The 21,734-nt window shown below is 63.3% G+C and carries 20 protein-coding genes; 10 read left to right on the forward strand and 10 right to left on the reverse strand.

What is annotated here, in order from left to right; genetic code table 11:
• Positions 1-35 precede the first annotated feature (35 nt).
• The 6 genes from FJ492_RS02865 to FJ492_RS02890 all read left to right on the forward strand — a co-directional run bounded on the left by FJ492_RS02865 (position 36) and on the right by FJ492_RS02890 (position 6,622).
• Positions 36-860, forward strand: a complete 825-nt coding sequence (locus FJ492_RS02865; RefSeq protein WP_140508275.1) for a carbohydrate ABC transporter permease — start codon at positions 36-38, stop codon at positions 858-860.
• A gap of 50 nt (positions 861-910) precedes the next feature.
• Positions 911-1,915 carry an ABC transporter ATP-binding protein gene (locus tag FJ492_RS02870; protein ID WP_140715420.1) on the forward strand — a complete coding sequence of 335 codons (1,005 nt, stop codon included), beginning with the start codon at positions 911-913 and terminating at the stop codon, positions 1,913-1,915.
• Positions 1,916-1,925: 10 nt separating this feature from the next.
• Positions 1,926-2,696, forward strand: coding sequence for an L-iditol 2-dehydrogenase (locus FJ492_RS02875; RefSeq protein WP_140768395.1), 771 nt, complete (start codon positions 1,926-1,928; stop codon positions 2,694-2,696).
• Positions 2,697-2,861: 165 nt separating this feature from the next.
• Positions 2,862-4,340, forward strand: a complete 1,479-nt coding sequence (locus FJ492_RS02880) for a mannitol dehydrogenase family protein (RefSeq protein ID WP_140768397.1) — start codon at positions 2,862-2,864, stop codon at positions 4,338-4,340.
• Positions 4,341-4,355: 15 nt separating this feature from the next.
• Positions 4,356-5,039 carry an HAD family hydrolase gene (locus tag FJ492_RS02885; RefSeq protein ID WP_140508281.1) on the forward strand — a complete coding sequence of 228 codons (684 nt, stop codon included), beginning with the start codon at positions 4,356-4,358 and terminating at the stop codon, positions 5,037-5,039.
• Complete coding sequence (locus tag FJ492_RS02890) at positions 5,036-6,622, forward strand: FGGY-family carbohydrate kinase (protein WP_140715428.1); 1,587 nt, start codon at positions 5,036-5,038, stop codon at positions 6,620-6,622. Before FJ492_RS02885 ends, FJ492_RS02890 begins: the two co-directional genes overlap by 4 nt.
• A 9-nt stretch (positions 6,623-6,631) precedes the next feature.
• On the opposite strand, the gene ugpC is transcribed toward FJ492_RS02890, so the two are convergent.
• From ugpC to FJ492_RS02920, 6 genes are all read right to left on the reverse strand, one after another.
• Entirely contained in the window at positions 6,632-7,717 is a 1,086-nt protein-coding gene (ugpC, locus tag FJ492_RS02895; protein WP_140768399.1) for a sn-glycerol-3-phosphate ABC transporter ATP-binding protein UgpC, read from the reverse strand.
• 2 nt (positions 7,718-7,719) lie between these two features.
• Positions 7,720-8,766 carry an NAD(P)-dependent alcohol dehydrogenase gene (locus FJ492_RS02900; protein ID WP_140768401.1) on the reverse strand — a complete coding sequence of 349 codons (1,047 nt, stop codon included), beginning with the start codon at positions 8,764-8,766 and terminating at the stop codon, positions 7,720-7,722.
• Positions 8,767-8,782: 16 nt separating this feature from the next.
• Positions 8,783-9,595: a carbohydrate ABC transporter permease gene (locus FJ492_RS02905; RefSeq protein ID WP_140768403.1), complete on the reverse strand. Its 813-nt coding sequence runs from the start codon at positions 9,593-9,595 to the stop codon at positions 8,783-8,785.
• The gene (locus FJ492_RS02910; RefSeq protein WP_140768405.1) at positions 9,592-10,458 is read right to left on the reverse strand and encodes a sugar ABC transporter permease; all 867 of its coding nucleotides are present in this window, start codon (positions 10,456-10,458) and stop codon (positions 9,592-9,594) included. Before FJ492_RS02910 ends, FJ492_RS02905 begins: the two co-directional genes overlap by 4 nt.
• Before the next feature lie 138 nt (positions 10,459-10,596).
• Complete coding sequence (locus tag FJ492_RS02915; protein ID WP_140768407.1) at positions 10,597-11,868, reverse strand: extracellular solute-binding protein; 1,272 nt, start codon at positions 11,866-11,868, stop codon at positions 10,597-10,599.
• Positions 11,869-12,109: 241 nt separating this feature from the next.
• Positions 12,110-13,027, reverse strand: a complete 918-nt coding sequence (locus FJ492_RS02920) for an AraC family transcriptional regulator (RefSeq protein WP_140768409.1) — start codon at positions 13,025-13,027, stop codon at positions 12,110-12,112.
• Positions 13,028-13,261: 234 nt separating this feature from the next.
• Between FJ492_RS02920 and FJ492_RS02925 the strand changes: the two genes are divergently transcribed.
• Complete coding sequence (locus FJ492_RS02925) at positions 13,262-14,665, forward strand: MATE family efflux transporter (RefSeq protein ID WP_140768411.1); 1,404 nt, start codon at positions 13,262-13,264, stop codon at positions 14,663-14,665.
• A gap of 289 nt (positions 14,666-14,954) precedes the next feature.
• The gene (locus FJ492_RS02930; RefSeq protein ID WP_140508299.1) at positions 14,955-15,242 is read left to right on the forward strand and encodes a hypothetical protein; all 288 of its coding nucleotides are present in this window, start codon (positions 14,955-14,957) and stop codon (positions 15,240-15,242) included.
• Positions 15,243-15,856: 614 nt separating this feature from the next.
• Here FJ492_RS02930 and FJ492_RS02935 read toward each other — a convergent pair.
• The 4 genes from FJ492_RS02935 to speB form a co-directional block, all read right to left on the reverse strand.
• Complete coding sequence (locus FJ492_RS02935) at positions 15,857-16,504, reverse strand: amino acid ABC transporter permease (protein WP_140768413.1); 648 nt, start codon at positions 16,502-16,504, stop codon at positions 15,857-15,859.
• Complete coding sequence (locus tag FJ492_RS02940) at positions 16,501-17,169, reverse strand: amino acid ABC transporter permease (RefSeq protein ID WP_181166576.1); 669 nt, start codon at positions 17,167-17,169, stop codon at positions 16,501-16,503. Before FJ492_RS02940 ends, FJ492_RS02935 begins: the two co-directional genes overlap by 4 nt.
• Positions 17,165-17,974 (reverse strand): transporter substrate-binding domain-containing protein, encoded by an 810-nt coding sequence (locus FJ492_RS02945; RefSeq protein ID WP_140508305.1) that lies wholly within the window; start codon positions 17,972-17,974, stop codon positions 17,165-17,167. Before FJ492_RS02945 ends, FJ492_RS02940 begins: the two co-directional genes overlap by 5 nt.
• 79 nt (positions 17,975-18,053) lie before the next feature.
• On the reverse strand, positions 18,054-19,115 hold the full coding sequence (gene speB / locus FJ492_RS02950) for an agmatinase (RefSeq protein ID WP_140508307.1): 1,062 nt from the start codon (positions 19,113-19,115) through the stop codon (positions 18,054-18,056).
• A gap of 210 nt (positions 19,116-19,325) precedes the next feature.
• Between speB and gcvA the strand changes: the two genes are divergently transcribed.
• Positions 19,326-20,297, forward strand: a complete 972-nt coding sequence (gene gcvA / locus FJ492_RS02955) for a transcriptional regulator GcvA (RefSeq protein WP_140508309.1) — start codon at positions 19,326-19,328, stop codon at positions 20,295-20,297.
• A gap of 119 nt (positions 20,298-20,416) precedes the next feature.
• Positions 20,417-21,721 carry a nicotinate phosphoribosyltransferase gene (gene pncB / locus FJ492_RS02960; RefSeq protein WP_140748774.1) on the forward strand — a complete coding sequence of 435 codons (1,305 nt, stop codon included), beginning with the start codon at positions 20,417-20,419 and terminating at the stop codon, positions 21,719-21,721.
• Positions 21,722-21,734: the final 13 nt, after the last annotated feature.

Here is a 21,734-nt window from a genome sequence, read left to right on the forward strand (position 1 = left end):
TGCCGCCACCATCGCCGATACGGGAGAACCTGATCATGGCACGCGCAGTCACCACCCAGCACAAGACAATCGCGACCGTCGCCGCCTGGATCGTCGCCCTGCTGATTTTCTTCCCGATCCTCTATACGATCATCACCTCGTTCAAGTCGGAACAGGAGGCGATCCAGGGCTTCAACCTGATCCCGTCGGGGACCTTCGAAAGCTATGCCGAAGTCCAGGCGCAGAGCGGCTATTTCAAGTTCTTCCTGAACTCGGTGCTGCTCTCCGTCGGCTCGACCATCCTGGCGCTGCTGGTCGCGATTCCGGCGGCTTGGTCGATGGCGTTTTCGCCGACCAAGCGGACCAAGGACATCCTCATGTGGATGCTGTCCACCAAGATGATGCCGGCGGTTGCCGTGCTGTTTCCGATCTACCTGATCTTCCGCAATCTCGGCCTGCTGGACTCGCGCCTCGGCCTGATGGTCATGCTGATGCTGATCAACCTGCCGATCGTGGTGTGGATGCTCTACACCTACTTCCGCGAGATCCCCGGCGAGATCCTGGAAGCGGCTCGCATGGACGGCGCGTCGCTGTGGAACGAGATCATCTACGTGCTGACGCCGATGGCGGTGCCGGGCATCGCCTCGACCATGCTGCTCAACATCATCCTGGCCTGGAACGAGGCATTCTGGACCATCCGGCTGACCACCACGGACGCTGCTCCGCTGACTGCCTTCATCAGCTCCTTCTCCAGCCCGCAAGGCCTGTTCTGGGCCAAGCTTTCGGCGGCCTCGACGCTGGCCATCGCGCCGATCCTGATCATGGGCTGGTTCAGCCAGAAGCAGCTGGTGCGCGGCCTGACCTTTGGTGCGGTGAAGTAACGGAAATTGCCTTAAGCAATCGGCGAAAAATAGCTCTCGGGGAGGAAACCATGGGAAACATCACGCTCAAGAACGTCTCCAAATCGTTTGGATCGACGTCCATCATCCCCGGTCTCGACCTGGTGATCGAGAATGGCGAGTTCGTCGTCTTCGTCGGCCCGTCGGGCTGCGGCAAGTCGACATTGCTGCGGCTGATCGCCGGCCTCGAAGACACCAGCGGTGGCACCATCAACATCGATGGCCGTGACGTCACCGGCGAGGCGCCGGCCAAGCGCAAGCTCGCCATGGTGTTCCAGTCCTATGCGCTTTATCCGCACATGACGGTTGCCAAGAACATCGCCTTTCCGCTGAAGATGGCAGGCGAGGACCAGGCGACCATCGACAGGAAGGTGAAGGACGCGGCGCGCGTGCTCAATCTCACCAACTATCTCGAACGCCGTCCCGGCCAGCTCTCCGGCGGCCAGCGCCAGCGCGTCGCCATCGGCCGCGCCATCGTGCGCCAGCCCTCGGCCTTCCTGTTCGACGAACCGCTGTCCAACCTCGACGCGGCACTGCGCGGCACCATGCGGCTCGAGATCAGCGAGCTGCACCACCAGCTCAAGACGACGATGATCTACGTCACCCACGACCAGGTCGAGGCCATGACCATGGCCGACAAGATCGTCGTCTTGAACGCCGGCAACATCGAGCAGGTCGGCTCGCCGATGGAGCTCTACAAGACGCCGCGCAACCTGTTCGTCGCCGGCTTCATCGGCTCGCCGAAGATGAACCTGATCGAGGGCGCGCCGGCTGACAAATACCGCGCCAAGACGATCGGCATCCGGCCCGAACATATGCAGATCTCGACCACGGCGGGCGACTGGAAGGCGACGGTCGGCGTTGCCGAGCATCTGGGCTCCGACACGTTTCTGCATGTCCAGGCCGATGGCGTCGGACCGCTGACGGTGCGCGCCGACGGCGAACTGGCCGTGCATCATGGCGACACGATCTATCTTACACCCGAAAAGGCCAAGCTGCATCGCTTCGGCGCTGACGGCAAGGCGATGGCCCAGTGAGGGTGGGGTAGTGAGGCTGAAAGGCAAATCGGCGCTGATCACCGGGTCGGCGCGCGGCATCGGCAGAGCCTTCGCCGAAGCCTATGTGCGCGAAGGCGCCACGGTGGCGATTGCCGATATCAACCTTGAAGCCGCCGAGAAAACGGCGGCCGCGATCGGCGACAACGCCTATGCCGTCAAGCTCGACGTCACCGACCAGGCATCCATCGAGGCCGCGGTCAAAGCGGTGGAGAGCAAAACCGGCGGTCTGGACATCCTGATCAACAACGCCGCTCTGTTTGACCTGGCGCCGATCGTGGAGATCTCTCGGGCGAGCTACGAAAAGCTTTTCTCCGTCAATGTCGCCGGCACGTTGTTCGTGCTGCAGGCAGCCGCCCGCTCGATGATCGCGCGGGGCAAGGGCGGCAGGATCATCAACATGGCGAGCCAGGCCGGGCGTCGCGGCGAGCCGCTGGTCGCGGTCTACTGCGCCACCAAAGCCGCGGTCATCTCGCTGACGCAGTCGGCCGGGCTCGACCTGATCAAGCACCGCATCAATGTCAACGGCATCGCGCCCGGCGTCGTCGACAGCGACATGTGGGACGAGGTCGATGCCCTGTTCGCCAAATACGAGAACCGGCCGAAAGGCGAAAAGAAACGGCTGGTCGGCGAGGGCGTGCCGTATGGCCGCATGGGCAAGCCGGAAGACCTCGCCGGCATGGCCGTGTTTCTCGCCAGTGACGAGGCCGAATACATCGTCGCCCAGACCTACAACGTCGATGGCGGCCAATGGATGAGTTGAAAAGGACGAGTTGAGGGGGAAGGCGCTTCTCTCATTTCCTCCGGAGAAGACGCCACGGGGGCGGATGAGGGGCGGCATACTGGAAAACCAGGTGCGGCCCCTCATCCTCGCCCTCCCGAAGGAGGCGAAACAGTCGGGCTGCAAATCGGCCAAAGGGTAAAGCAGATGACCGTGAAACTCTCTTCCTCGAGCCTCGCCACGCTTCCGTCCAAGGTCGCAGGTCCGAACTATGACCGGTCGGCGTTGAAAGCCGGCATCGTGCATTTCGGTGTCGGCAATTTTCACCGGTCACATCAGGCCGTCTATCTCGACGACCTGTTCGGTCAAGGCGTCGGTCATGATTGGGCGCTGGTCGGCGCCGGCGTGTTCGACGGCGAGAAGATCGGCCGCGGCAAGCTCGAAGAGCAGGACTGGCTGACCACGGTTGTCGAGCAGGACGAGGGCCATATGAGTGCCCGCGTCACCGGCGCGATGATCGATTTCCTGATGCCGGGCGATGCGGCCGGTATCATCGATCGCCTTGCCGACCCGGCCATCAGGATCGTATCGCTGACCATCACCGAAGGCGGCTATTTCATCGATCCGGCCTCCGGCGTGTTCAATCCGACCCATCCCGATATCGTCGCCGACGCCCAGCCGGGCGCCACACCGAAAACCGTATTCGGCATCATCCTGGCCGGGCTGGCGCGACGCCGCCAGGATGGCATCGTGCCGTTCACGGTCATGTCCTGCGACAACATCCCCCACAACGGCCATGTCACGTCGGATGGCGTTATCGGCCTCGCCCGCCTGATCGACGAGGATTTGGCGAGCTGGGTCAGCGACCACGTCGCCTTCCCGAACGCCATGGTCGACCGCATCACACCGGCAACCAGCGACCGTGAGCGCAAGATCCTTGCCGATGATTTCGGCCTCGAGGACAATTGGCCGGTGTTCTGCGAGCCGTTCCGGCAATGGGTACTGGAAGACCATTTCACCGATGGCCGCCCGCCGCTGGAAAAGGTCGGCGTGCAGTTCGTCAGGGACGTCGCCCCTTACGAGCTGATGAAGATCCGCATCCTCAATGGCGGCCACGCCACCATCGCCTATCCGGCCGGGCTGATGGACATCCACTTCGTCCATGAGGCGATGCAGGAGCCGCTGGTGCTCGGTTTCCTCGACAAGCTCGAGCATGACGAGATCATCCCGACAGTGCCGCCGGTGCCGGACACGGTGCTGGAAGATTATTACCAGCTCATCGAGAAGCGCTTCTCCAATCCCAAGATCGGCGACACGGTGCGCCGCCTCTGCCTCGACGGCTCCAACCGCCAGCCGAAATTCATCATCCCGACCATCGCCGACCGGCTGAAGGCCGGCAAAGGCGTTGCCGGTCTGGCGCTGGAATCGGCGCTGTGGTGCCGCTACTGCTTCGGCACGACGGACAGCGGGGCGGTCATCGAGCCCAACGACCCGAGCTGGGACCGGCTGCAGGCAACGGCAAAGGCGGCAAAGGACGCGCCCGCCGCCTGGCTTGCCATGGACGATATCTATGGCGATGTCGGCCGCGCCACGGCCTTCGTCGACGCCTTCGTCCACGCGCTCAACGTGCTCTGGGCCAATGGCACGCGCGCCACGCTGACGCGCTACTTCGCCGGCAAGCTCTGAGAGCCAGCCGGCATCATGACGCCTGAACTGGTCATCTTCGACTGCGACGGCGTGCTGGTCGACAGCGAGGCGCTCTCCGTCTCGGCGCTGCTCGGCATGATCGAACTTGCCGGCGGCAGCGTCGGCGAAGACGCCGCCTACGAGCATTTCCTCGGCAAGAGCATGAAGAGCGTGCGCGAAATCCTCGGCCGCGACTTCGGCCTGGAGATCACCGATCAGCATCTCACCGCCATGCGCGTCGACCTCATGCGAAAGTTCCGTGAGGAGCTGAAGCCGATCGCCGGCGTCAAGGCGATGCTGCCGAAGCTCGGCCTGCCGTACTGCGTCGCTTCCTCCGGCACGCTGGAACGTATTCGTTACGCGCTCGACGTCACCGGCCTGCTCACGCTGATGGAGCCGCATCTGTTCAGCGCTGCCATGGTTGCCAGGGGCAAGCCGGCACCGGACCTTTTCCTCCATGCGGCCGCCGCCATGCGGGCGCAACCGAGAAATTGCCTGGTCATCGAGGACAGCCCGGCCGGCGTCGCGGCCGCGCTCGCGGCGGATATGCGCGTCTTCGCCTTCACCGGCGGCGCACACGCCGGCAATCCGGGATTGAAAGCGCGGCTTGCGTCGACCGAACCGGACTTTATATTCGCTGACATGCTGCAATTGCCCGATTTGATTGCAGGCCTGGAAGCGAGAGTTAGAGCATCTTGACGAAACAGTTTGTCTGCGCGGTCGATGTCGGCACCGGGAGCGCTCGCGCGGGCATTCTCGACGCCAGTGGTACCTTGCTTGGCCGCGCCGAGCGGCCGATCGCCATGAACCAGCCAAAGCCAGATCATGCCGAGCATGATTCACGCGATATCTGGGCCGCCGTCTGCACCGCCGTGCGTGCCGCGCGGGAAAAGGCCGGCGTCGCCGCCGAGCATATTGCCGGTATCTCCTTCGATGCCACCTGCTCGCTGGTCGTGCGTGACAGGCAGGGCGGCCAGCTCAGTGTGTCGACCAGCGGCGACAAGCGCTGGGACACCATTGTCTGGCTCGACCACCGTGCCATCGCCGAAGCCGACGAATGCACCGCGAGCGGCCACGAGGTGCTGAACTACATCGGCGGCGTTATGTCGCCCGAGATGGCGACGCCGAAGCTGATGTGGTTGAAGCGCAATCTGCCGAAGACGTGGAACGAAGCCGGCTATTTATTCGACCTGACCGATTTCCTGACCTGGCAGGCGACGGGCTCGCTGGCCCGCTCGCAATGCACGCTGACAGCGAAGTGGACTTATCTGGCGCACCAGGACACCGCGTGGCAGCGCGATTTCTTCGAACTCGTCGGCCTCGACGATCTTTTTGAGCACGGCAATCTGCCCGAACGGGCCAGTCCGGTCGGCGCCGATATCGGTCCGTTGACGGCGCAGGCAGCGGCAGAACTCGGTCTGACCGAAAACTGCCGCGTCGGCGCGGGCGTCATCGATGCCTATGCCGGGGCGCTTGGCGTGCTCGGTGGCTTTGCCGGCGACGACCAGAATATCGGTCGCCATCTGGCGCTGATCGCCGGCACCTCATCCTGCGTCATGGCAATGTCGCCCGATCCGCAGCCTTTCGCCGGTGTCTGGGGCCCCTATTACGGCGCCGCACTGCCGAAGCTGTGGCTGTCGGAAGGCGGTCAGTCGGCGACGGGGGCGCTGCTCGACCACATCATCCGCTGGCACGGCGCCGGGGGCGAGCCGAATGCGGCCATGCATGCCAGGATCGCCGCGCGCGTCGCCGAACTGCGCGCCGCCGAGGGCGAGAGCCTTGCCGACCGGCTGCATGTGCTGCCGGATTTCCACGGCAACCGCTCGCCGCTTGCCGACCCACATGCCGTTGGCGTCGTCAGCGGGCTGACGCTGGATTCGTCCTTCGACAGCCTGTGCAAGCTTTACTGGCGCACCGCCGTCGGCATCGCGCTCGGCGTGCGCCATGTGCTGGAGGCGCTGAACGAGAACGGCTATCTGATCGACACGCTGCATGTCACCGGCGGCCACACCAAGAACCCGCTTTTGATGGAGCTCTATGCCGACGCCACCGGCTGCACGGTGGTCGAGCCGCTGGCCGACGAGGCGGTGCTGCTCGGCACCGGCATGGTGGCGGCGACCGCCGCCGGGCTTTTCCCCGATCTCAACGCCGCCTGCCTTGCCATGCAGCAGGGTGGCAAGACACGCGCCGCCAATCCGGCGGCCGGCGTCCGCTTCGATCGCGACTACCGGATTTTCCTGGAAATGCACCGGCAGCGGCAGATGCTTGACGCGATCCGGTAGGCTTTTACGCTATTGCCTGCGCAGGGACGCGCCCGATGTCGCGTCGAACAGGTGAATGTCATTCTGCTCGAATGTATAGCGGACGGGAGCACGCACTACCGGGCAGTCGCGTGCCGGAACGAGCGCGCTGATTTCCTTGCCGCCGGAGCCGAATGTCACCAGCGCGTCATTACCGTGGAATTCGATGAGATCGGCGGTGCCTTGCAATAGCCTGGCGGCGCCGACACCGGCCGTCTTCAGGTCCGGGGGCCGGATGCCCAGCACAGCGCGATCGCCCGGCTGGAGATGAAAGCCCGCCCCATCTATCGAAAGCACCGTCCCGGCGCCGGTCAGCGTCCAGCCGTTCCCTGCCCGGCCGACCGTCACATCGATAAAATTCATGTTCGGCGTGCCGATGAAACCGGCCACGAAAATATTGCCCGGCCGCCCGTAGATTTCCGCCGGCGAGCCGATCTGCTCGATGATGCCATCCTTGAGCAGCACGATACGGTCGGCGAGCGTCATCGCCTCCAGCTGGTCGTGCGTGACATAGACGGTGGTGGTCTTCAGCGACTGGTGCAGCCGCGCGATCTCGACGCGCATATGGTTGCGCAATTTGGCGTCGAGATTGGACAACGGCTCGTCGAACAGGAACACCTTGGGCGTCTTGATCATGGCCCGCGCGATCGCCACGCGCTGCTGCTGGCCGCCGGAGAGTTCGGCTGGCTTACGGCCGAGATAGGGGTCGAGCCCAAGCGTCCTCGACACCGCTTCGACCCGCTTGCGGATCTCGGGCGCCGGGACCTTCTGGCGCCGCAGCCCGAAGGCGATGTTGTCGAAAATGCTCATGTGCGGGTAGAGCGCGTAGTTCTGGAACACCATGGCGATACCGCGGTCGCCCGGATTGAGGTCGTTGACCACCTTGCCGCCGATCGATACCTCGCCGCCGCTGATGTCCTCCAGCCCCGCCAGCATGCGCAGCAAGGTCGACTTGCCGCAGCCGGACGGGCCGAGGAACACGACGAATTCGTGCTCCTCGATCGAGAGATTGAGATCGCGGATCACTGTGGTGGCGCCATAAGCCTTGTCGACATGGGAGCAAACGATCGCGCACATGGTCAGCCCTTTTCGCCGGTAAGCAGGATCTGCAGCTTGACATCCTGCGGGTTGCCTTCGGCGGCCCGTTCGAACGCCTTGATGCTGTCGGCGAAATCATAGGTTCCGGTGATCAGCGGCTTGAGGTCGACCTTGCCGGAGGCGATGAGCTGCAGGGCGCGGTCGAAGATGTTGGCATAGCGGAACACCGTCTCGATGCGCACTTCCTTCGAGATCGCCGCCGGCACATCGAGGGCCACCGGTTCCACCGGCAGCCCGACCAGCACCACCGCGCCACCTGGCCGCACGACGTCGAACAGATCGGCGAAAGCCTTGGCGCTGCCGCTCGCCTCGAAGACGATGTCGGCACCCCAATTGTCGGTAGTTGCCGCGACGGCATCGACCAGCGACTGCTCGCCGACATTGACCGGCACGATGCCGGCATATTGCGCGGCAATCCCCAGCTTGGGCGCGGAAAAATCGGAAATCAGCACTTTCGAACAACCGCCAGCAAGGGCTGCAAGGGCGACCATGATGCCGATCGGGCCGCAGCCGACGACGACGGCGACATCGCCCGGGACGATGCGGGCGCGGCTAGCCGCCTGCATCCCGATGGCGAAGGGCTCGACCATCGCGCCCTCGGCGAAGGAGACATTGTCCGGCAGCTTGTAGGTAAAGGCGGCCGGGTGCACGGCATAGGGAGCAAGGATGCCATGCACCGGCGGGGTCGCCCAAAAAGTGACGTCGGGGTCGACATTGTAGATGCCGAGCTTTGTCGCGCGCGATGACAGATTCGGTACACCCGGCTCCATGCAGACGCGGTCGCCGACCTTCAGACTCCTGACATTGGCGCCGACCTCGACGATTGTGCCCGCAGCCTCGTGGCCGAGCACCATCGGCGCCCGCACGACATAGCTGCCGATGGCGCCATGCGTGTAATAATGCACGTCGCTGCCGCAGACGCCGACCGTGTGGATGGCGATCCTGACATCGTCGGGGCCGACATCGAGCGGCAACGCGATCTCGCGCAGCGACAATTCACCTTTTTTCTCAAGCACCAAAGCCCGCATCGGGTAAGTCCTCACTTCAAGTCTTTTTTTGCCGGAAAACAGAATTCAGGAAGCCGCTGAGCACGCCGAGGAACAGCAGCGGCGGCAGCGACAGGAGCACGACCGAGGCGTTGAGAATGCCCCACGGCACGTTCATGCCTTGCTGGGAGAGTTCGGAGGCGACGATCGGCAAGGTCTTGGCGTTGGAACTCGACAGCATCAGCGCGATCAGGAATTCGTTCCAGACCAGCACGAAGCTGAAGGCGACCGCGCCGATCAGCGAGCGCGCAGCCACGGGCAGCGCGATCCGCCAGAACACCGAATAGGCGCCGTAGCCGTCGACGAAGGCGGCTTCCTCGATCTCCTTCGGCACGCCTTGGAAGGCTGGAATGGCGAGCCACATGATCACCGAGATGGTGAGCAGTGAATAGGTGACGATCAGCGCCGGCAGCGTATCGTAGAGACCGAGTTGCAGCCAGATCACCATAAGCGGGATCGCCACCGCCACCGGCGGCAGGAAGCGCAGCGACAGCACGAAGAACTGGATGTCGCCGGCCCAGCGGTTGGGATAACGCGCCACCGCGTAAGCCGCGGGCAAACCGAGCACGACGCCGATCAGTACGGCTGTGCCGCAAGCGACGACCGAATTGTAGAGGCCGGTGACGACGCTGTCGCGGCCAAGTATGTAGCTGATGTTGGCAAGCGTTGGTGTGAACACCAGGCGGGGAACGCGGGTGATGATATCCACGCTGTTCTTCAGCGAATTGAGCGCTGTCCACAGCAGCGGAAACACCGCGAGGAAGCCGGCGAAGGCCAGGGCGGCCTTGGCGATGATGCGGCCGAGCCTCATGCCTGCACCCGCTTCCACAGCATGGTGAAGGTGATGACGGTGGCGATCATCATCAGCACGGCCATCGCCGAGGCATAGGAAACCTTGCCGGATTCGATGAAGCCTTGCGAGAAGGCGTACATGTCGAGCGTTTCGGTCGCGACCCCCGGCCCGCCGCGGGTCATCACATAAATCAGGTCGAAGGAGCGCAGCGATTCGATCATCTTGACGAACATCAGGCTGATCAGCGGCGCCTTCAGCATCGGCAAGGTGACATAGGCATGGATCTGCCAGCGCCGGGCATGGTCGAGCCGGGCCGCCTCGATCGGCTGCGGCGGCAAGGTTTCCAAGAGCTTCAGCACGATGACCGCGAAGAACAGGCCCCACTGCCAGACATCGACCGAAGCGACGGCGAACAGCGCCGTCGACGGCTTGGACAGCGGGTCGAAGATCAGCCCGCCGGTCATCAGCCGGTAGGGATAAGTGGCGATGCCATAGAGCGGATGATAGGCGAACTTCCACACGAAGGCCGCCGACACGCGCGGCAACAGCACCGGAATGATGAACAGCAGACAGTAGAGGTTGCGCAGGCGCGGCGAGGCGACCTCGAACATCAGCACGCCGAGCCCGATCGCCACCACCATCGTCGCGACGACAGTGACAACCTCCCACTTTACCGACACCCAGACAGCGTTGAGGAAGCGGCGGTCGGAGAACAGGTCGACAAAATTCGACAACCAGACCCAGGAATAGGCAGCCGAGCTCAGCTCGCGGTTCTGCAGCGCGATGATGATCGCGTAGAGCGTCGGCACCATCGACAGGATCAGCAGAATGACCAGTGTCGGCACGACAAAGGTGACCGGCAGGGATGAACGTCGAGGCATTGGTCTCAGGCCTTGCTGTGTCTCTGATATCTGGACATGGCGGAACCCGCGCGCGGGACAGGGCAGGCCCTCCTGCGACACACAGGTCCCGGCATTCCCAGGGAATGCCGCGAACCGCGCGCCGCAAGAGGGAGGGGCCTATTTCTTCACCAGCTCATTGGCGTAGGCCTCGAGCTCGTTGAGGCTGCCCTTGACGTCGGTGCGTGTGCCGGCAATCAATTCCTCGAGGATGATGCCCCAGCGGTCGCCGAGATCCGGCCAGCGCGGATCCTGCCAGAAGCTCACCGCCGTGACTTTGCCGGTTTCGGCAAGCGCCTGGCCGAGATCGGCGCCGTAGATGTCGGCGAACTCCTTGCTGGACAGGATGCTGGTGCGGTTCAGCTCACCGAACTGGTGGGCGTCGAGCCGGCGCTTCTCATTTTCCTTCGAGGTTGCCCAGGCGATGAACAGGCCGGCGCATTTCTTCGAAGCGTCGTCGGCATTGGCCTTCGCCGCGATGGCGAGGCCGTGGCCGTAACCGCCGCCGGGAAGCGGCGAGGGCGGCGGCAGGAAGCCGATCTTGCCGACCACTTGCGAGGTCTTCGGGTCGACCGCCATGCCCGAAAGCGGCGTCGATTCGACGAGGATCGCGACCTGGCCCGACAGGAAGGCGCCGGTCGATTCGTCCCAGCTGCCGGTCTGGGTCCCCGGTGCCGAATCCCTGAACAGCTTCAGATAGGCCTCGGTCGCCTTGACGGCTGCGTCCGAATTGAAGGCCGGCTTGTCGCCGTCGAACCACTTGCCGCCATAGGCCTTGAAGAACGGCATCCAGCGCCAGACATTGGCGCCCGACCCGCGCGCGCCGCGCAGCGCGATGCCGTACATGCCCTTGTCGGCATTGGTCAGCTTCGGCACGTCGGCGATCAGCTCGTCCAGCGTCTTGGGCGGCTGGATGCCGGCGGCTTCCAGCACGTCCTTGCGGTAGACCATCAGGTCGCCGCCGCCGGTCAGCGGCGCGAACCAGACCTTGCCGTCATAGGTGGCGACCTTCTGGCGGCCCGGATCGAAGTCGGCATAGTCGTAATCAGCCGGATAATAATCGGTCAGCGGCACGATCCACTTCGACGAGGCGAAAAGCGCCACATTGGCTTCATCGACATAGTAGACGTTGTAGTTGCCGACGGTGGACGCGTCCGCGCGCGACTTGGCGCGGCGGTCGTTTTCGTTCAGGTAATCGATCTTGAAGCTCGCGCCGGAGAGCTTCTCGAACTCGGCCTTGGAGTCCTCCAGAAGCGTCAGGCCATCGCGGGGCTGCGCCAGCACCTTGACCGGTGCCGAGCAGACCGGCGCCTGCGCCAAGGCTAGGGTTGAAACGGTAGTGGAAAGCACGAAAGCTGCGCCAAGGCTGGCAGCGAGCCGAACTGGTTTCATGATCTTTTCTCCTCCAGGAATACGTCGCAGGAAGCGCAGGTCCTCGGGTTACGCGATCCTCACCATCGCCCGAACGACATGCCACCCATCGCCAAAATGCGCAGTTGCGTTGGGCGACGCTAGAAGCCCCGTTGCAGCTGACCTGTACTTTTATGCATTGTGCAGCGCAAAAAACTGCGCCCAAGTACGGAGCGCGTCACATGAGTATCGATCTGGTCCAAAACGATGATTCAAGATGCGCTTATGCGCGCATCGCCAGACGCTGCCGCGACAGCTTGCGATAGGATGACGGCGTTATCTTGTGCTTGCGCAGGAAGGCGCGGTTGAAGTTGGAGATGTTCATGTAGCCGACCTGGAAACAGATGTCGGTGATCGGAATATCGGTGTCGGCCAGGAGCTTGCACGCCTGCCACAGCCTGAGCTTGGCAAGATGGTCGCTGAAGGAGTTGCCGGTGTTCTTCTGGAAGAAGCGCGAGAAGGTGCTTTCGCTCATGCCGGCCAGCTCGGCCACCTCAGGCAGCTTCAGATCTTCGGCGAAATGCTGGAACAGATAGGTCAGCGTGCGCTGGACGATGTCGAGCGACGCGGCGTCGAGGACCGGCTGGAAGTCCGGCGACGACAACAGCTCATACTCGTCGGTCCTGGCCAGAAGATCGACCAGTTCGAGGAACAGGCAGAACCGGGCCAACCCATGCACCGTGCCCATCCGCTCCATGAGCGCGGCGCCTTCAAGCGCGGTCCCGCCGTGGAAGACGATGCCGCGCAGAGACCGTTCCAGGAACGGCTCCAGTTCGCGCAGTTCGGGCAGCATGTCAGCCGACCCGCGCAGCCGCTCGGGATCGAATTGCAGCACGATGTCGCGGCCATCGATCAATTCGCCCGGCTGCACCGCGGTGACCCAGTCATGCGGCAGGCCGCCGCCGACGATGGTGAGGTAGCCCGGCCCGAACTCGCCGATATGGTCACCGACGAGGACCACGCCGGAGGATTTCCGCAGCAGATGGATCTCGTACTCCGGGTGGAAGTTCCAGACATTGCGCTCCCAGGGATAGTCGTCCAGCCGCCACAGGAAACTGTCGTTCGCCTCGGTGACGATATACTCGAAGGAAGGCGCCGTGCGCGGGATCGCTGCCGTGTTCTTTCTGCGTCTGAACGCCATCCTGCCTCCCACAATTCGTCGGTTGCCGATGTCTGATCCGTAGCAGTCCCTGGCCGGCAAGGGAACGAGGCGGCGGTTCCCGGGCAAGGCGCTGGCTCAATCTGTTCTGACGCCTCCTCCCTTGCCTTCATGTCGCATTTCGTTCAATAGACGGCGCAAACGGTGCCATTTCGTGCCGTTGCTGTGCGGCTTCCGGGCGTGGCCCGACGCGCCGTGTTCTGAAAGAGCAGGACAATGTCTGCGATCGAAGCCGGCGCTCGCGCGCCGGAAAATCTTTGGCGTCGGGAAATCAGGGCGACGCTGGCGCTGGCCTGGCCGATGGTGCTGACCAATCTCGGCCAGACGGCGATGACCGCCACCGACGTCATGATGATGGGGCGCATCGGCGCGGACACGCTGGCCAGCGGCGCGCTTGGCGCCAACCTCTATTTCATGCCGCTGATCTTCGGCCTCGGCCTGATGCTGGCGACCTCGCCGATGATCGCCACCGAGCTTGGCCGCCGCCGCCACTCAGTGCGCGATCTGCGCCGCACCGTGCGCCAGGGCCTGTGGCTGGCGATCCTGATCGCGATCCCGATCTGGCTTGTGCTTTGGCACGGCGAGGCCATTCTGCTGGCCATGGGGCAGGAGCCCGCGCTGGCGCATCAGGCCGGCATCTATCTGCGCTGGCTGGAGTGGGCGGTGCTGCCCTTCTACGGCTATATCGTGCTGCGTTCGTTCATCTCGGCGCTGGAGCGGCCGGGTTGGGCGCTGATCATCGTTTTCGTCGCCGTCGCCTGCAACGCCTTCTTTAACTGGCTGTTCATGTTCGGCAATCTCGGTGTGCCGGCCATGGGCATCGCCGGCTCCGGTCTTGCCACCTCGCTGTCCAGCACGCTGATGTTCGTCGGCATGGCTGTCGTGGTGATGCTGGAGAAGAAGTTCCGGCGCTACCATCTGTTCGGCCGTTTCTGGCGGTCCGACTGGCCGCGCTTCAAGGGCCTGCTGCGGCTCGGATTGCCGATCGCCGGCATCCTTGCCTTCGAGGTGACGATCTTCAACGCGGCAGCCCTGCTGATGGGCCTGATCGACGCGGATTCTCTGGCCGCGCACGCGATCGCCATCCAGATCGCCTCGATCTCGTTCATGGTGCCGCTCGGCCTCAACCAGGCGGTGACCGTGCGGGTCGGGCTCGCGCATGGCGCCGGCAATCCCGAGGGCGTGTCGCGCGCCGGCTGGACCGCCTTCGTCATCGGCGTCTCGTTCATGGCGCTGATGGGACTGGTGATGGTGCTTTGGCCGCATCTCCTGATCAGCGCCTTCATCGACCTCGGCAATCCGGCCAATGCCAGGGTGATCGCGCTTGCCGTGTCGTTCCTGGTGTTTGCTGCCCTGTTCCAGGTCTTCGACGGCGCGCAGGCGGTTGCCGCCGGCATGCTGCGCGGCCTGCACGACACCAAGGTGCCGATGATCTATGCCGCGATTGGTTACTGGGGCGTCGGCCTGCCGCTTGGCGTGCTGCTGGCCTTCCATTTCGGCTTCCACGGCGTCGGCATCTGGATCGGCCTGTCGTCGGGACTGGCCGTGGTGGCGGCCCTGCTCCTGGCACGCTGGCTACGGCGCGACCGCATCGCGCCGTCGCTGGCGCTCGGGCACTGAACGCAAGACGGCCGTCGGTTCGGCGGTCGCTCGTCCCAACATTGTGGCGCATCAAATGGCGCCTTTAGAACTGCCGCGAAACGACCGCTGGGCACGAAGGTCAGGTCGGCGGCTGGACGAGCAACGGCAGGACTTCGGTTCAGGCTGAGTCTCCGCGCCCTTGGCGTCCAAACTGCATTCCCGGAATAGAATTCCATCTTTCGACGCAGGCGGGCAACCTTTCCTGCACGATGACGTTTCGAGGGATGATCGTTGCATACGATCGACGTAAAGCGTGAGGAGATGAGAAATGAACTTCAAAATGCTCACTATGAGCGCGATGGCGATCGCAATGATAACTGGATCGGCTCTGGCCGCTTCCAGCGGCGGGACCTCCGCGCTCGACGACCCGGCAAAGATGTCGCCGTTCTTCACCGATGCCGGCATGAAAACACTAAGGTCGGAAGCGGATTTCAAGACCGCATGGATGTCCATGAAGCCAGATGAACAGAAGGCGGTGTTGAAAGACTGCGGCGACGCCACGATCAACAAGTCGCATGCGGATTTCTGCGCGATGGCCAAGAAGATGGGTGGCTGAATTTGGGGGAAAGGCGGCCGTTTCGCGCCGCCTTTTGGCCACAGACGCCGTTTGAAGGTACCGGTAAGAGCGCCTATGGTGCCTCGAATGGAGGCGGCGAATGGCGTTCACCGTTATTTGGTATGGAAGACAGGGCATCATCGACAAGGTGATCTTTGACGCCGAAAAGGTGGCAAAGATCACGCAATCTCCATGTTTCAGACCCGAAGGGGTGACGAGGGGATCATTTGCGTTGAAGTTCGCAAGGACAATGGCACTGTCGTCTTCAGCCATGCTGAAAATTAGGATGGCTACTTACCTAACAGACTCATCGAAGCCAACATGTCCGTCACATCGCCAACAATGTGACAGGACCGATTGTGGTGGTATCGCCCTGGATCCAACTCCACTGCCAACGCGAATAATTGGCCGAGCTCGAAGGCCACCCCGATGCCGTCGTAATCTCCCGCCTAGTTGACCGTCCGCTCTAAGGAACTCGCAGATGTCGTCTGAACGGCTGGGATGCGGCGCAAAGCTGTCATCCGTGCCCAAATGGAGCATCCAAGCGCTCTAACAGCACACAGCTTCCCAGCTTGCGGTCGCGTCGATGTTGGTCAACACAACATGCTCGCGGTTCAGCGCGTCAATGTCTGCTTCTCTAGCGACCGCGCATATTGCGTCAGCGGGAAGCACATGACGAAGAAGATCAGCGCCACCAGCCCATAGACCTTGAATGGCTCGAAGGTGGCGTTGTTGATGGCATTCGAAGTCCGCACCAATTCCTCGAAGCCGATGATCGAGGTCAGCGCGGTCGATTTGATCAGCTGCACCAGGAAGCCGACCGTCGGCGCGCGTGTGATCGAGAACGCCTGGGGCAGGATGATCAGCCTGAGTTCCTGCAGATAGTGCAGGCCGAGGCTGGCGCCGGCGTCCCACTGGCCCAATGGCAGCGCATCGACACCGGAGCGCCAGATTTCGGCGAGATAGGCGCTGGCGAAGAAGGTCAGGCCGAGCACCGCCGCGGTCCAGGGCTCGATGCGCAGGCCGAGCATCGGCAGGCCGAAGAACATCAGGAACAGCTGCATCAGAAGCGGCGTTCCCTGGAACAGGGCGATGTAGCCGGAGGCAAGGCGCCGGCTCCATTTGTTCTTGGCGATCCTGAAGAACAGCACCGCCATTCCGACCACCGCGCCGCCGACGAAGGCGGCCAGCGACAAAAGCACCGTCCAGCGCGCGGCAAGCAGAAGGTTGCGCACGATGTCCCAGAGCGTGAACTCGATCATGACACGCCCGCTCCGAGCGCGCGGCGTCCGCCTGACACCAGCAGCCGCCGCAAGGCCATTGACATCAAGAGATAGACCAGCGTCACGACGAAATAGGTCTCGAACGAGCGAAAAGTGCGCGCCTGCAGCATGTCGGCCTCATAGGTCAGCTCGCGCACCGCGATCTGCGACACCACGGCGGATTCCAGCATCATGATGACGATCTGGCTGGTCAGTGCGGGATAGATGATTTTGAGCGCCTGCGGCAGCACGATCTTGATGAATACCTGGCGCGGCCTCAGCCCGAGCGCCAGCGCCGCTTCCGTCTGCCCGTTCGGCACCGCGTCGAGCCCGGCGCCGACGATCTCGATCGTGTAGGCCGCCATGTTGAGCGTCATCGCCAGCATGGCGGCCAGGATCGGGTCAAGCCTGATGCCGAGGCTCGGCAGGCCGAAGAAGATGAAGAACAGCTGCACAAGGAACGGCGTGTTGCGCATCACCTCGACATACCAGGCGATGGCCCGGCGCAGCAGCGCGGGGCCGTTTCGCCGCCCGGCAGCACCGAGGATGCTGAGCAGCGTTCCCGCCAGCGTGGTGACGGCGATCAAAAGGATCGTCGTCGCCGCGCCGTGCGCGATGTCGCCCACGGCACCTGGAAGCCAGCCGAAGGCCACGGAAAACTCAATCCTTGAGGTTGTCGGGGTTGAGCGGCGTCTTCAGCCAGGCCTTCGAGCTTTCGTCCAGCTTGCCGTCGGCCAACATTTTGGCGACGGCGTCGTTGACCGCCTTCTTGAGGGCGTCCTCGTTCTTGTTGAGGCCGATATGCGAGGGCGAGGTCAGAAGCTGGAACTTCTGCTCGGGCTTGAGCACGTCCTGCTTGGCCAGCACCTGCGCGCCGACGTCGTTGCCGACGACCATCAGCTGGGTCTGGCCGGAGATGAAGGCCTGGATCACCGAATTGTAGTTGTCGAAGCGCTTGATGTCGGCCGATCCGGGTGCTGCCTCGGTGAGCGAGGTATCTTCCAGCGTGCCGCGATTGACGGCGATCGACTTGCCGGCAAGATCTTCCTTGCCTTTGACCGACATCGCCGCCGGACCGATCACCGCGATGTAATAGGGCGCGTAGGCGGCGGCGAAGTCGATGACCTGCTCGCGCTCCTTCGAGTAGCCGACGCTCATCAGGATATCGACGCGATGATCGTTCAAATAGGGGATGCGGTTCTGGCCGGTGACGGCGATCGGATTGAGCTTCACCTTGAGCGTGTCGGCGATGTACTGCGCGACGTCCATGTCATAGCCCTTGAGGCTCATGTCTGCGCTGGCCGAGGAGAAGGGCGGGAAATCGGCGAAGACGCCGACATTGATGGTGCCGGCCTTGGTGATATCGGCCAGCGCGTCAGCCTTGGCCGCCTGTGTGCCAAGGCTGAAACCTGCCGCGCCCAGGACCAGGACGGCGGCGATGGATGATTTGAATGTCGAGCGGATTGTCATTGTCATTCCCCTTCTGGAAGCTTTTTGATTGTTTGGGCCGGCCGCCGGCTCCAGCGCGGCGGCCGCCTTGCTTTGATCGTCAGGCGCCCTTGCTTCTGAGGGCCGGGCTGAACACCATCAGGCTCAGGATCTCGAACAGCACCTGGGCGCCGGCATGCGCGGTGTTGGTGGTCGCGTCATATTGCGGCGCCACCTCGACGACGTCGCCGCCGACGATGTTGAGGCCCTTGAGGCCGCGCAGCAGTTCAAGCACTTCGCGTGTCGTCAGCCCGCCGACTTCCGGCGTGCCCGTGCCCGGCGCGAAGGCCGGGTCGACGCTGTCGATGTCGAAAGACACATAGGTCGGGCCATCGCCGACTATTCTGCGCGCCTTCTCGATGATGGCTGGAATGCCGAGTCCGGTCACCTCCTCGGCATGGACCACGGTCATGCCGGATTCGTAGGTGAACTCCCACAAATATTCGGCCGAGCCGCGGATGCCGATCTGGATGGTGCGCGTCGGATCGAGCACGCCATCGAGCACAGCGTTGCGGAAGGGGCCGCCATGGTGGAATTTGGTCAGGTCGAACAGGCCGCTGGTGTCGCAATGGGCGTCGATGTGAATCAGGCCGACCGGCGCCTTCTTGCCGACCGCCTTCAGGATCGGGTGCGTGATCGAGTGGTCGCCGCCGACCGACAGCGGAATGACACCGGCGTCGACGATCTGGTTGATGCGCCGCTCGATATCCTCATGGCTGGTCTCCAGCCGGTAGCGGCTCTGGAACGGAACGTCGCCGATGTCGGCCACCCTGAGCTCATGCGTCGGCGCGCATTCCAGCACATGGTTGTAGGGGCCGATGCGCTCGATGGCCCGCAATGCGCGCGGCCCGAAGCGCGAGCCCGGCCGATTGGTGACACCAAGATCCATCGGCACGCCAATGATCGCCACCTGCAGGTCGCCGAAGTCCGGATTTTCGGCGGCGATTTCACGATAGGGCGCGGTGAGGAAGGTCGGGATGCCGGAATAGGGCGCCAGCCGCGTACCGCTCTTGGAAAAAATCTTGTCCGCGACCTTGCGGAATTTCGGGTCGAACATCTCGCCGCCATGGCTCTCGCCATATTTGCGACGCAGCGCGTCGAGCTTGCCGCGATCGTATCCCATATCCGCTCCTCCTCAGCCGATGCGGTGTTGCCGTCGGTGACTTCGGGCGAACCGACCGTCATCCGACCGGGCCGCTGTCCCGCTGGCTGTCCGCAGATTTCACGTCTTGATGTTGTCTTGGGGCAAAGTGTCCGGCAGCCGCTTTGAAAAAGCAATTGATATTGTTAGGGTGTTTTCTGTGAGAAAATCTCACAATGAAGCCGAGCATCCATGGCCAAGCGCTTGCCACCTCTCAACCCGCTGCGCGCCTTCGAGGCAACGGCGCGCCATGCCTCGTTGACCAAGGCTGCGAGCGAACTGAATGTCACCCATGGCGCCGTCAGCCACCAAATCAAGGCGCTGGAGCAATCGCTTGGCGTCAAGCTTTTCGAACGCGTCGGCCAGCGGGTCAAATTGACCCCGCACGGCGCCGAGCTCTTGCCTGCGGTATCGGTTGCGTTCGACGGCATCGCTGCCGCCACGCAACGGCTGACCCGACCGGCAAGCAGCGGCGCGCTGTCGGTGTCCTGCGTGCCGGCGCTGCTGCTCTTGTGGATGACGCCGAGGCTGGGCAGCTTCACCGCGCAATACCCCGACATCCAGCTGACGCTCATTCCCTCCAACGATCCCAGGGATATCCGGGCGCCGCATATCGATGTCTGCGTGCACTATGGCGATGGAAGCTGGGCCGATTGCTGGATGCGCAAATGGTCGGGCCTCGAACTGTTTCCCGTGGTCAGCCCGACGCTGATCAACAACCGGCCGATCCGCAATGTTCGCGACCTTGCCGACCATGTCTTGCTGCATGGTGACGACGGCCGCGAGTGGCACACCTGGCTGGCCGCCGCCGACGCGCTGGACCTCGAGCGCGGCCGGCGCCATCATCTCGGCGATGCGCGCATGACGGCGGAAGCCGCCGTGCACGGCCATGGCGTGGCGTTGGGCGACTCGGTGACGGCAAGCGCGCTGCTCGCCAGGGGCATGCTGGTCGCGCCGTTCAGCCTGTCGGTGCCGGCGGTCGACGACTTCTATGTCGTTTGCCGCAACGAGATGCGGGCGACGCCGATCGTGCAGGTGTTCATGGACTGGCTGTTCGCCGAGAAGGCCGGGGATGATGGCCGCGCCGACGCCCCGGTGGCGGGCCGCCTCGTCACCCGCCGCAAACGTCCCGCGCTCAAGGTGATGGGCGGTAAATCTTCGTAGCCGCACGCAGGACTTTCTTTTTGTCGGGCCAGCCTGAAAGCGGGCAGCGTTTTGGTCAATTCGATGCTATGAGGCCTGTCGCTATTGTGGTGGCAGGGCAGCGAAGGCGGTAACGAGACATGGCCAAGACCGATATTGCGCGGCGCGTCTACAACCACACCTGGAAGCTCGACCCGATCGTGCGCAGCCTGCTCGACACCGACTTCTACAAGCTTTTGATGCTGCAGATGATCTGGGGAATGTATCCCAAGGTCGACGCCACCTTCTCCCTGATCAACCGCACCACCTCGGTGCGGCTCGCCGACGAGATCGACGAGGGCGAATTGCGCGAACAGCTCGACCATGCCCGCACGCTGCGCTTCTCCAAGAAGGAGATGATCTGGCTGGGTGGCAACAATTTCTACGGCCGCAAGCAGATTTTCGATCCGGAATTCCTCGCCTGGCTGGAAGGTTTTCGGCTGCCCGACTATGAGCTTTCCAAGCACGACGGACAATACGAACTAACTTTCTCCGGCCCCTGGATGTACACGACGCTGTGGGAAATCCCGGCGCTCGCCATCATCAACGAACTCCGATCTCGCGCGGCCATGCGGGCCTATGGGCCCTTCGCGCTCGATGTGCTCTACGCCCGCGCCAAGGCCAAGATGTGGGCCAAGACCGAACGGCTGAAGGCGCTGCCCGGCATCCGCATTTCCGACTTCGGCACGCGCCGGCGCCATTCCTTCCTGTGGCAACGCTGGTGCGTGGAGGCGCTGAAGGAAGGCATCGGCGAAGCGTTCACCGGCACCTCCAACGTGCTGCTGGCCATGGACAACGACCTCGAAGCGCTCGGCACCAACGCGCATGAACTGCCGATGGTGTTCGCGGCACTCGCCAATTCGGAAAAAGAGCTGAAGCAGTCGCCCTATAAGGTGCTGCAGGACTGGCAGCGCTACTATGGCGGCAATCTGCTGATCGTGCTGCCCGACGCCTTCGGCACCGCCTCCTTCCTGCGCGACGCGCCGGACTGGGTCGCCGACTGGACGGGCTTTCGCCCCGACAGCGCGCCGCCGATCGAGGGCGGCGAAAAAATCCTGTCATGGTGGCGCGAAAAGGGCAAGGACCCCAGGCAGAAGCTGCTGATCTTCTCCGACGGGCTCGAGGTCGAAACCATCGAGGAGACCTACCGCCACTTCAAGGGCAAGGTGCGCATGTCCTTCGGCTGGGGCACCAATTTGACCAATGATTTCGAAGGCTGCGCGCCGACCGAAACCAAGAACCTCGACGCCATATCGCTGGTCTGCAAGGTCACCGAGGCCAATGGCCGGCTCGCGGTGAAGCTTTCCGACAATCCAGCCAAGGCGACCGGCGATCTCAAGGAGATCGAGCGGTATTTGAGGATTTTTGGGCAGAAGGATCGCGTGGAGCAACTGGTCAAGGTTTGAGGTTGAAGGCTCG

The sequence above is a fragment of the Mesorhizobium sp. B2-5-4 genome (genome assembly GCF_006441095.1).
Lineage (GTDB): Bacteria > Pseudomonadota > Alphaproteobacteria > Rhizobiales > Rhizobiaceae > Mesorhizobium > Mesorhizobium salmacidum.

Excerpts from the sequence above, each read along its gene's own strand:
- FJ492_RS02865 (WP_140508275.1), top strand. The coding sequence starts at position 36 with ATGGCACGCGCAGTCACCACCCAGCACAAGACAATCGCGACCGTCGCC.
- FJ492_RS02930 (WP_140508299.1), top strand. The coding sequence starts at position 14,955 with ATGAACTTCAAAATGCTCACTATGAGCGCGATGGCGATCGCAATGATA.
- FJ492_RS02910 (WP_140768405.1), bottom strand. The coding sequence starts at position 10,458 with ATGCCTCGACGTTCATCCCTGCCGGTCACCTTTGTCGTGCCGACACTG.
- FJ492_RS02900 (WP_140768401.1), bottom strand. The coding sequence starts at position 8,766 with ATGCGGGCTTTGGTGCTTGAGAAAAAAGGTGAATTGTCGCTGCGCGAG.
- FJ492_RS02905 (WP_140768403.1), bottom strand. The coding sequence starts at position 9,595 with ATGAGGCTCGGCCGCATCATCGCCAAGGCCGCCCTGGCCTTCGCCGGC.
- speB (WP_140508307.1), bottom strand. The coding sequence starts at position 19,115 with ATGGGATACGATCGCGGCAAGCTCGACGCGCTGCGTCGCAAATATGGC.
- pncB (WP_140748774.1), top strand. The coding sequence starts at position 20,417 with ATGGCCAAGACCGATATTGCGCGGCGCGTCTACAACCACACCTGGAAG.
- FJ492_RS02885 (WP_140508281.1), top strand. The coding sequence starts at position 4,356 with ATGACGCCTGAACTGGTCATCTTCGACTGCGACGGCGTGCTGGTCGAC.
- gcvA (WP_140508309.1), top strand. The coding sequence starts at position 19,326 with ATGGCCAAGCGCTTGCCACCTCTCAACCCGCTGCGCGCCTTCGAGGCA.
- ugpC (WP_140768399.1), bottom strand. The coding sequence starts at position 7,717 with ATGTGCGCGATCGTTTGCTCCCATGTCGACAAGGCTTATGGCGCCACC.
- FJ492_RS02945 (WP_140508305.1), bottom strand. The coding sequence starts at position 17,974 with ATGACAATCCGCTCGACATTCAAATCATCCATCGCCGCCGTCCTGGTC.
- FJ492_RS02925 (WP_140768411.1), top strand. The coding sequence starts at position 13,262 with ATGTCTGCGATCGAAGCCGGCGCTCGCGCGCCGGAAAATCTTTGGCGT.
- FJ492_RS02915 (WP_140768407.1), bottom strand. The coding sequence starts at position 11,868 with ATGAAACCAGTTCGGCTCGCTGCCAGCCTTGGCGCAGCTTTCGTGCTT.
- FJ492_RS02920 (WP_140768409.1), bottom strand. The coding sequence starts at position 13,027 with ATGGCGTTCAGACGCAGAAAGAACACGGCAGCGATCCCGCGCACGGCG.
- FJ492_RS02880 (WP_140768397.1), top strand. The coding sequence starts at position 2,862 with ATGACCGTGAAACTCTCTTCCTCGAGCCTCGCCACGCTTCCGTCCAAG.
- FJ492_RS02935 (WP_140768413.1), bottom strand. The coding sequence starts at position 16,504 with ATGATCGAGTTCACGCTCTGGGACATCGTGCGCAACCTTCTGCTTGCC.
- FJ492_RS02870 (WP_140715420.1), top strand. The coding sequence starts at position 911 with ATGGGAAACATCACGCTCAAGAACGTCTCCAAATCGTTTGGATCGACG.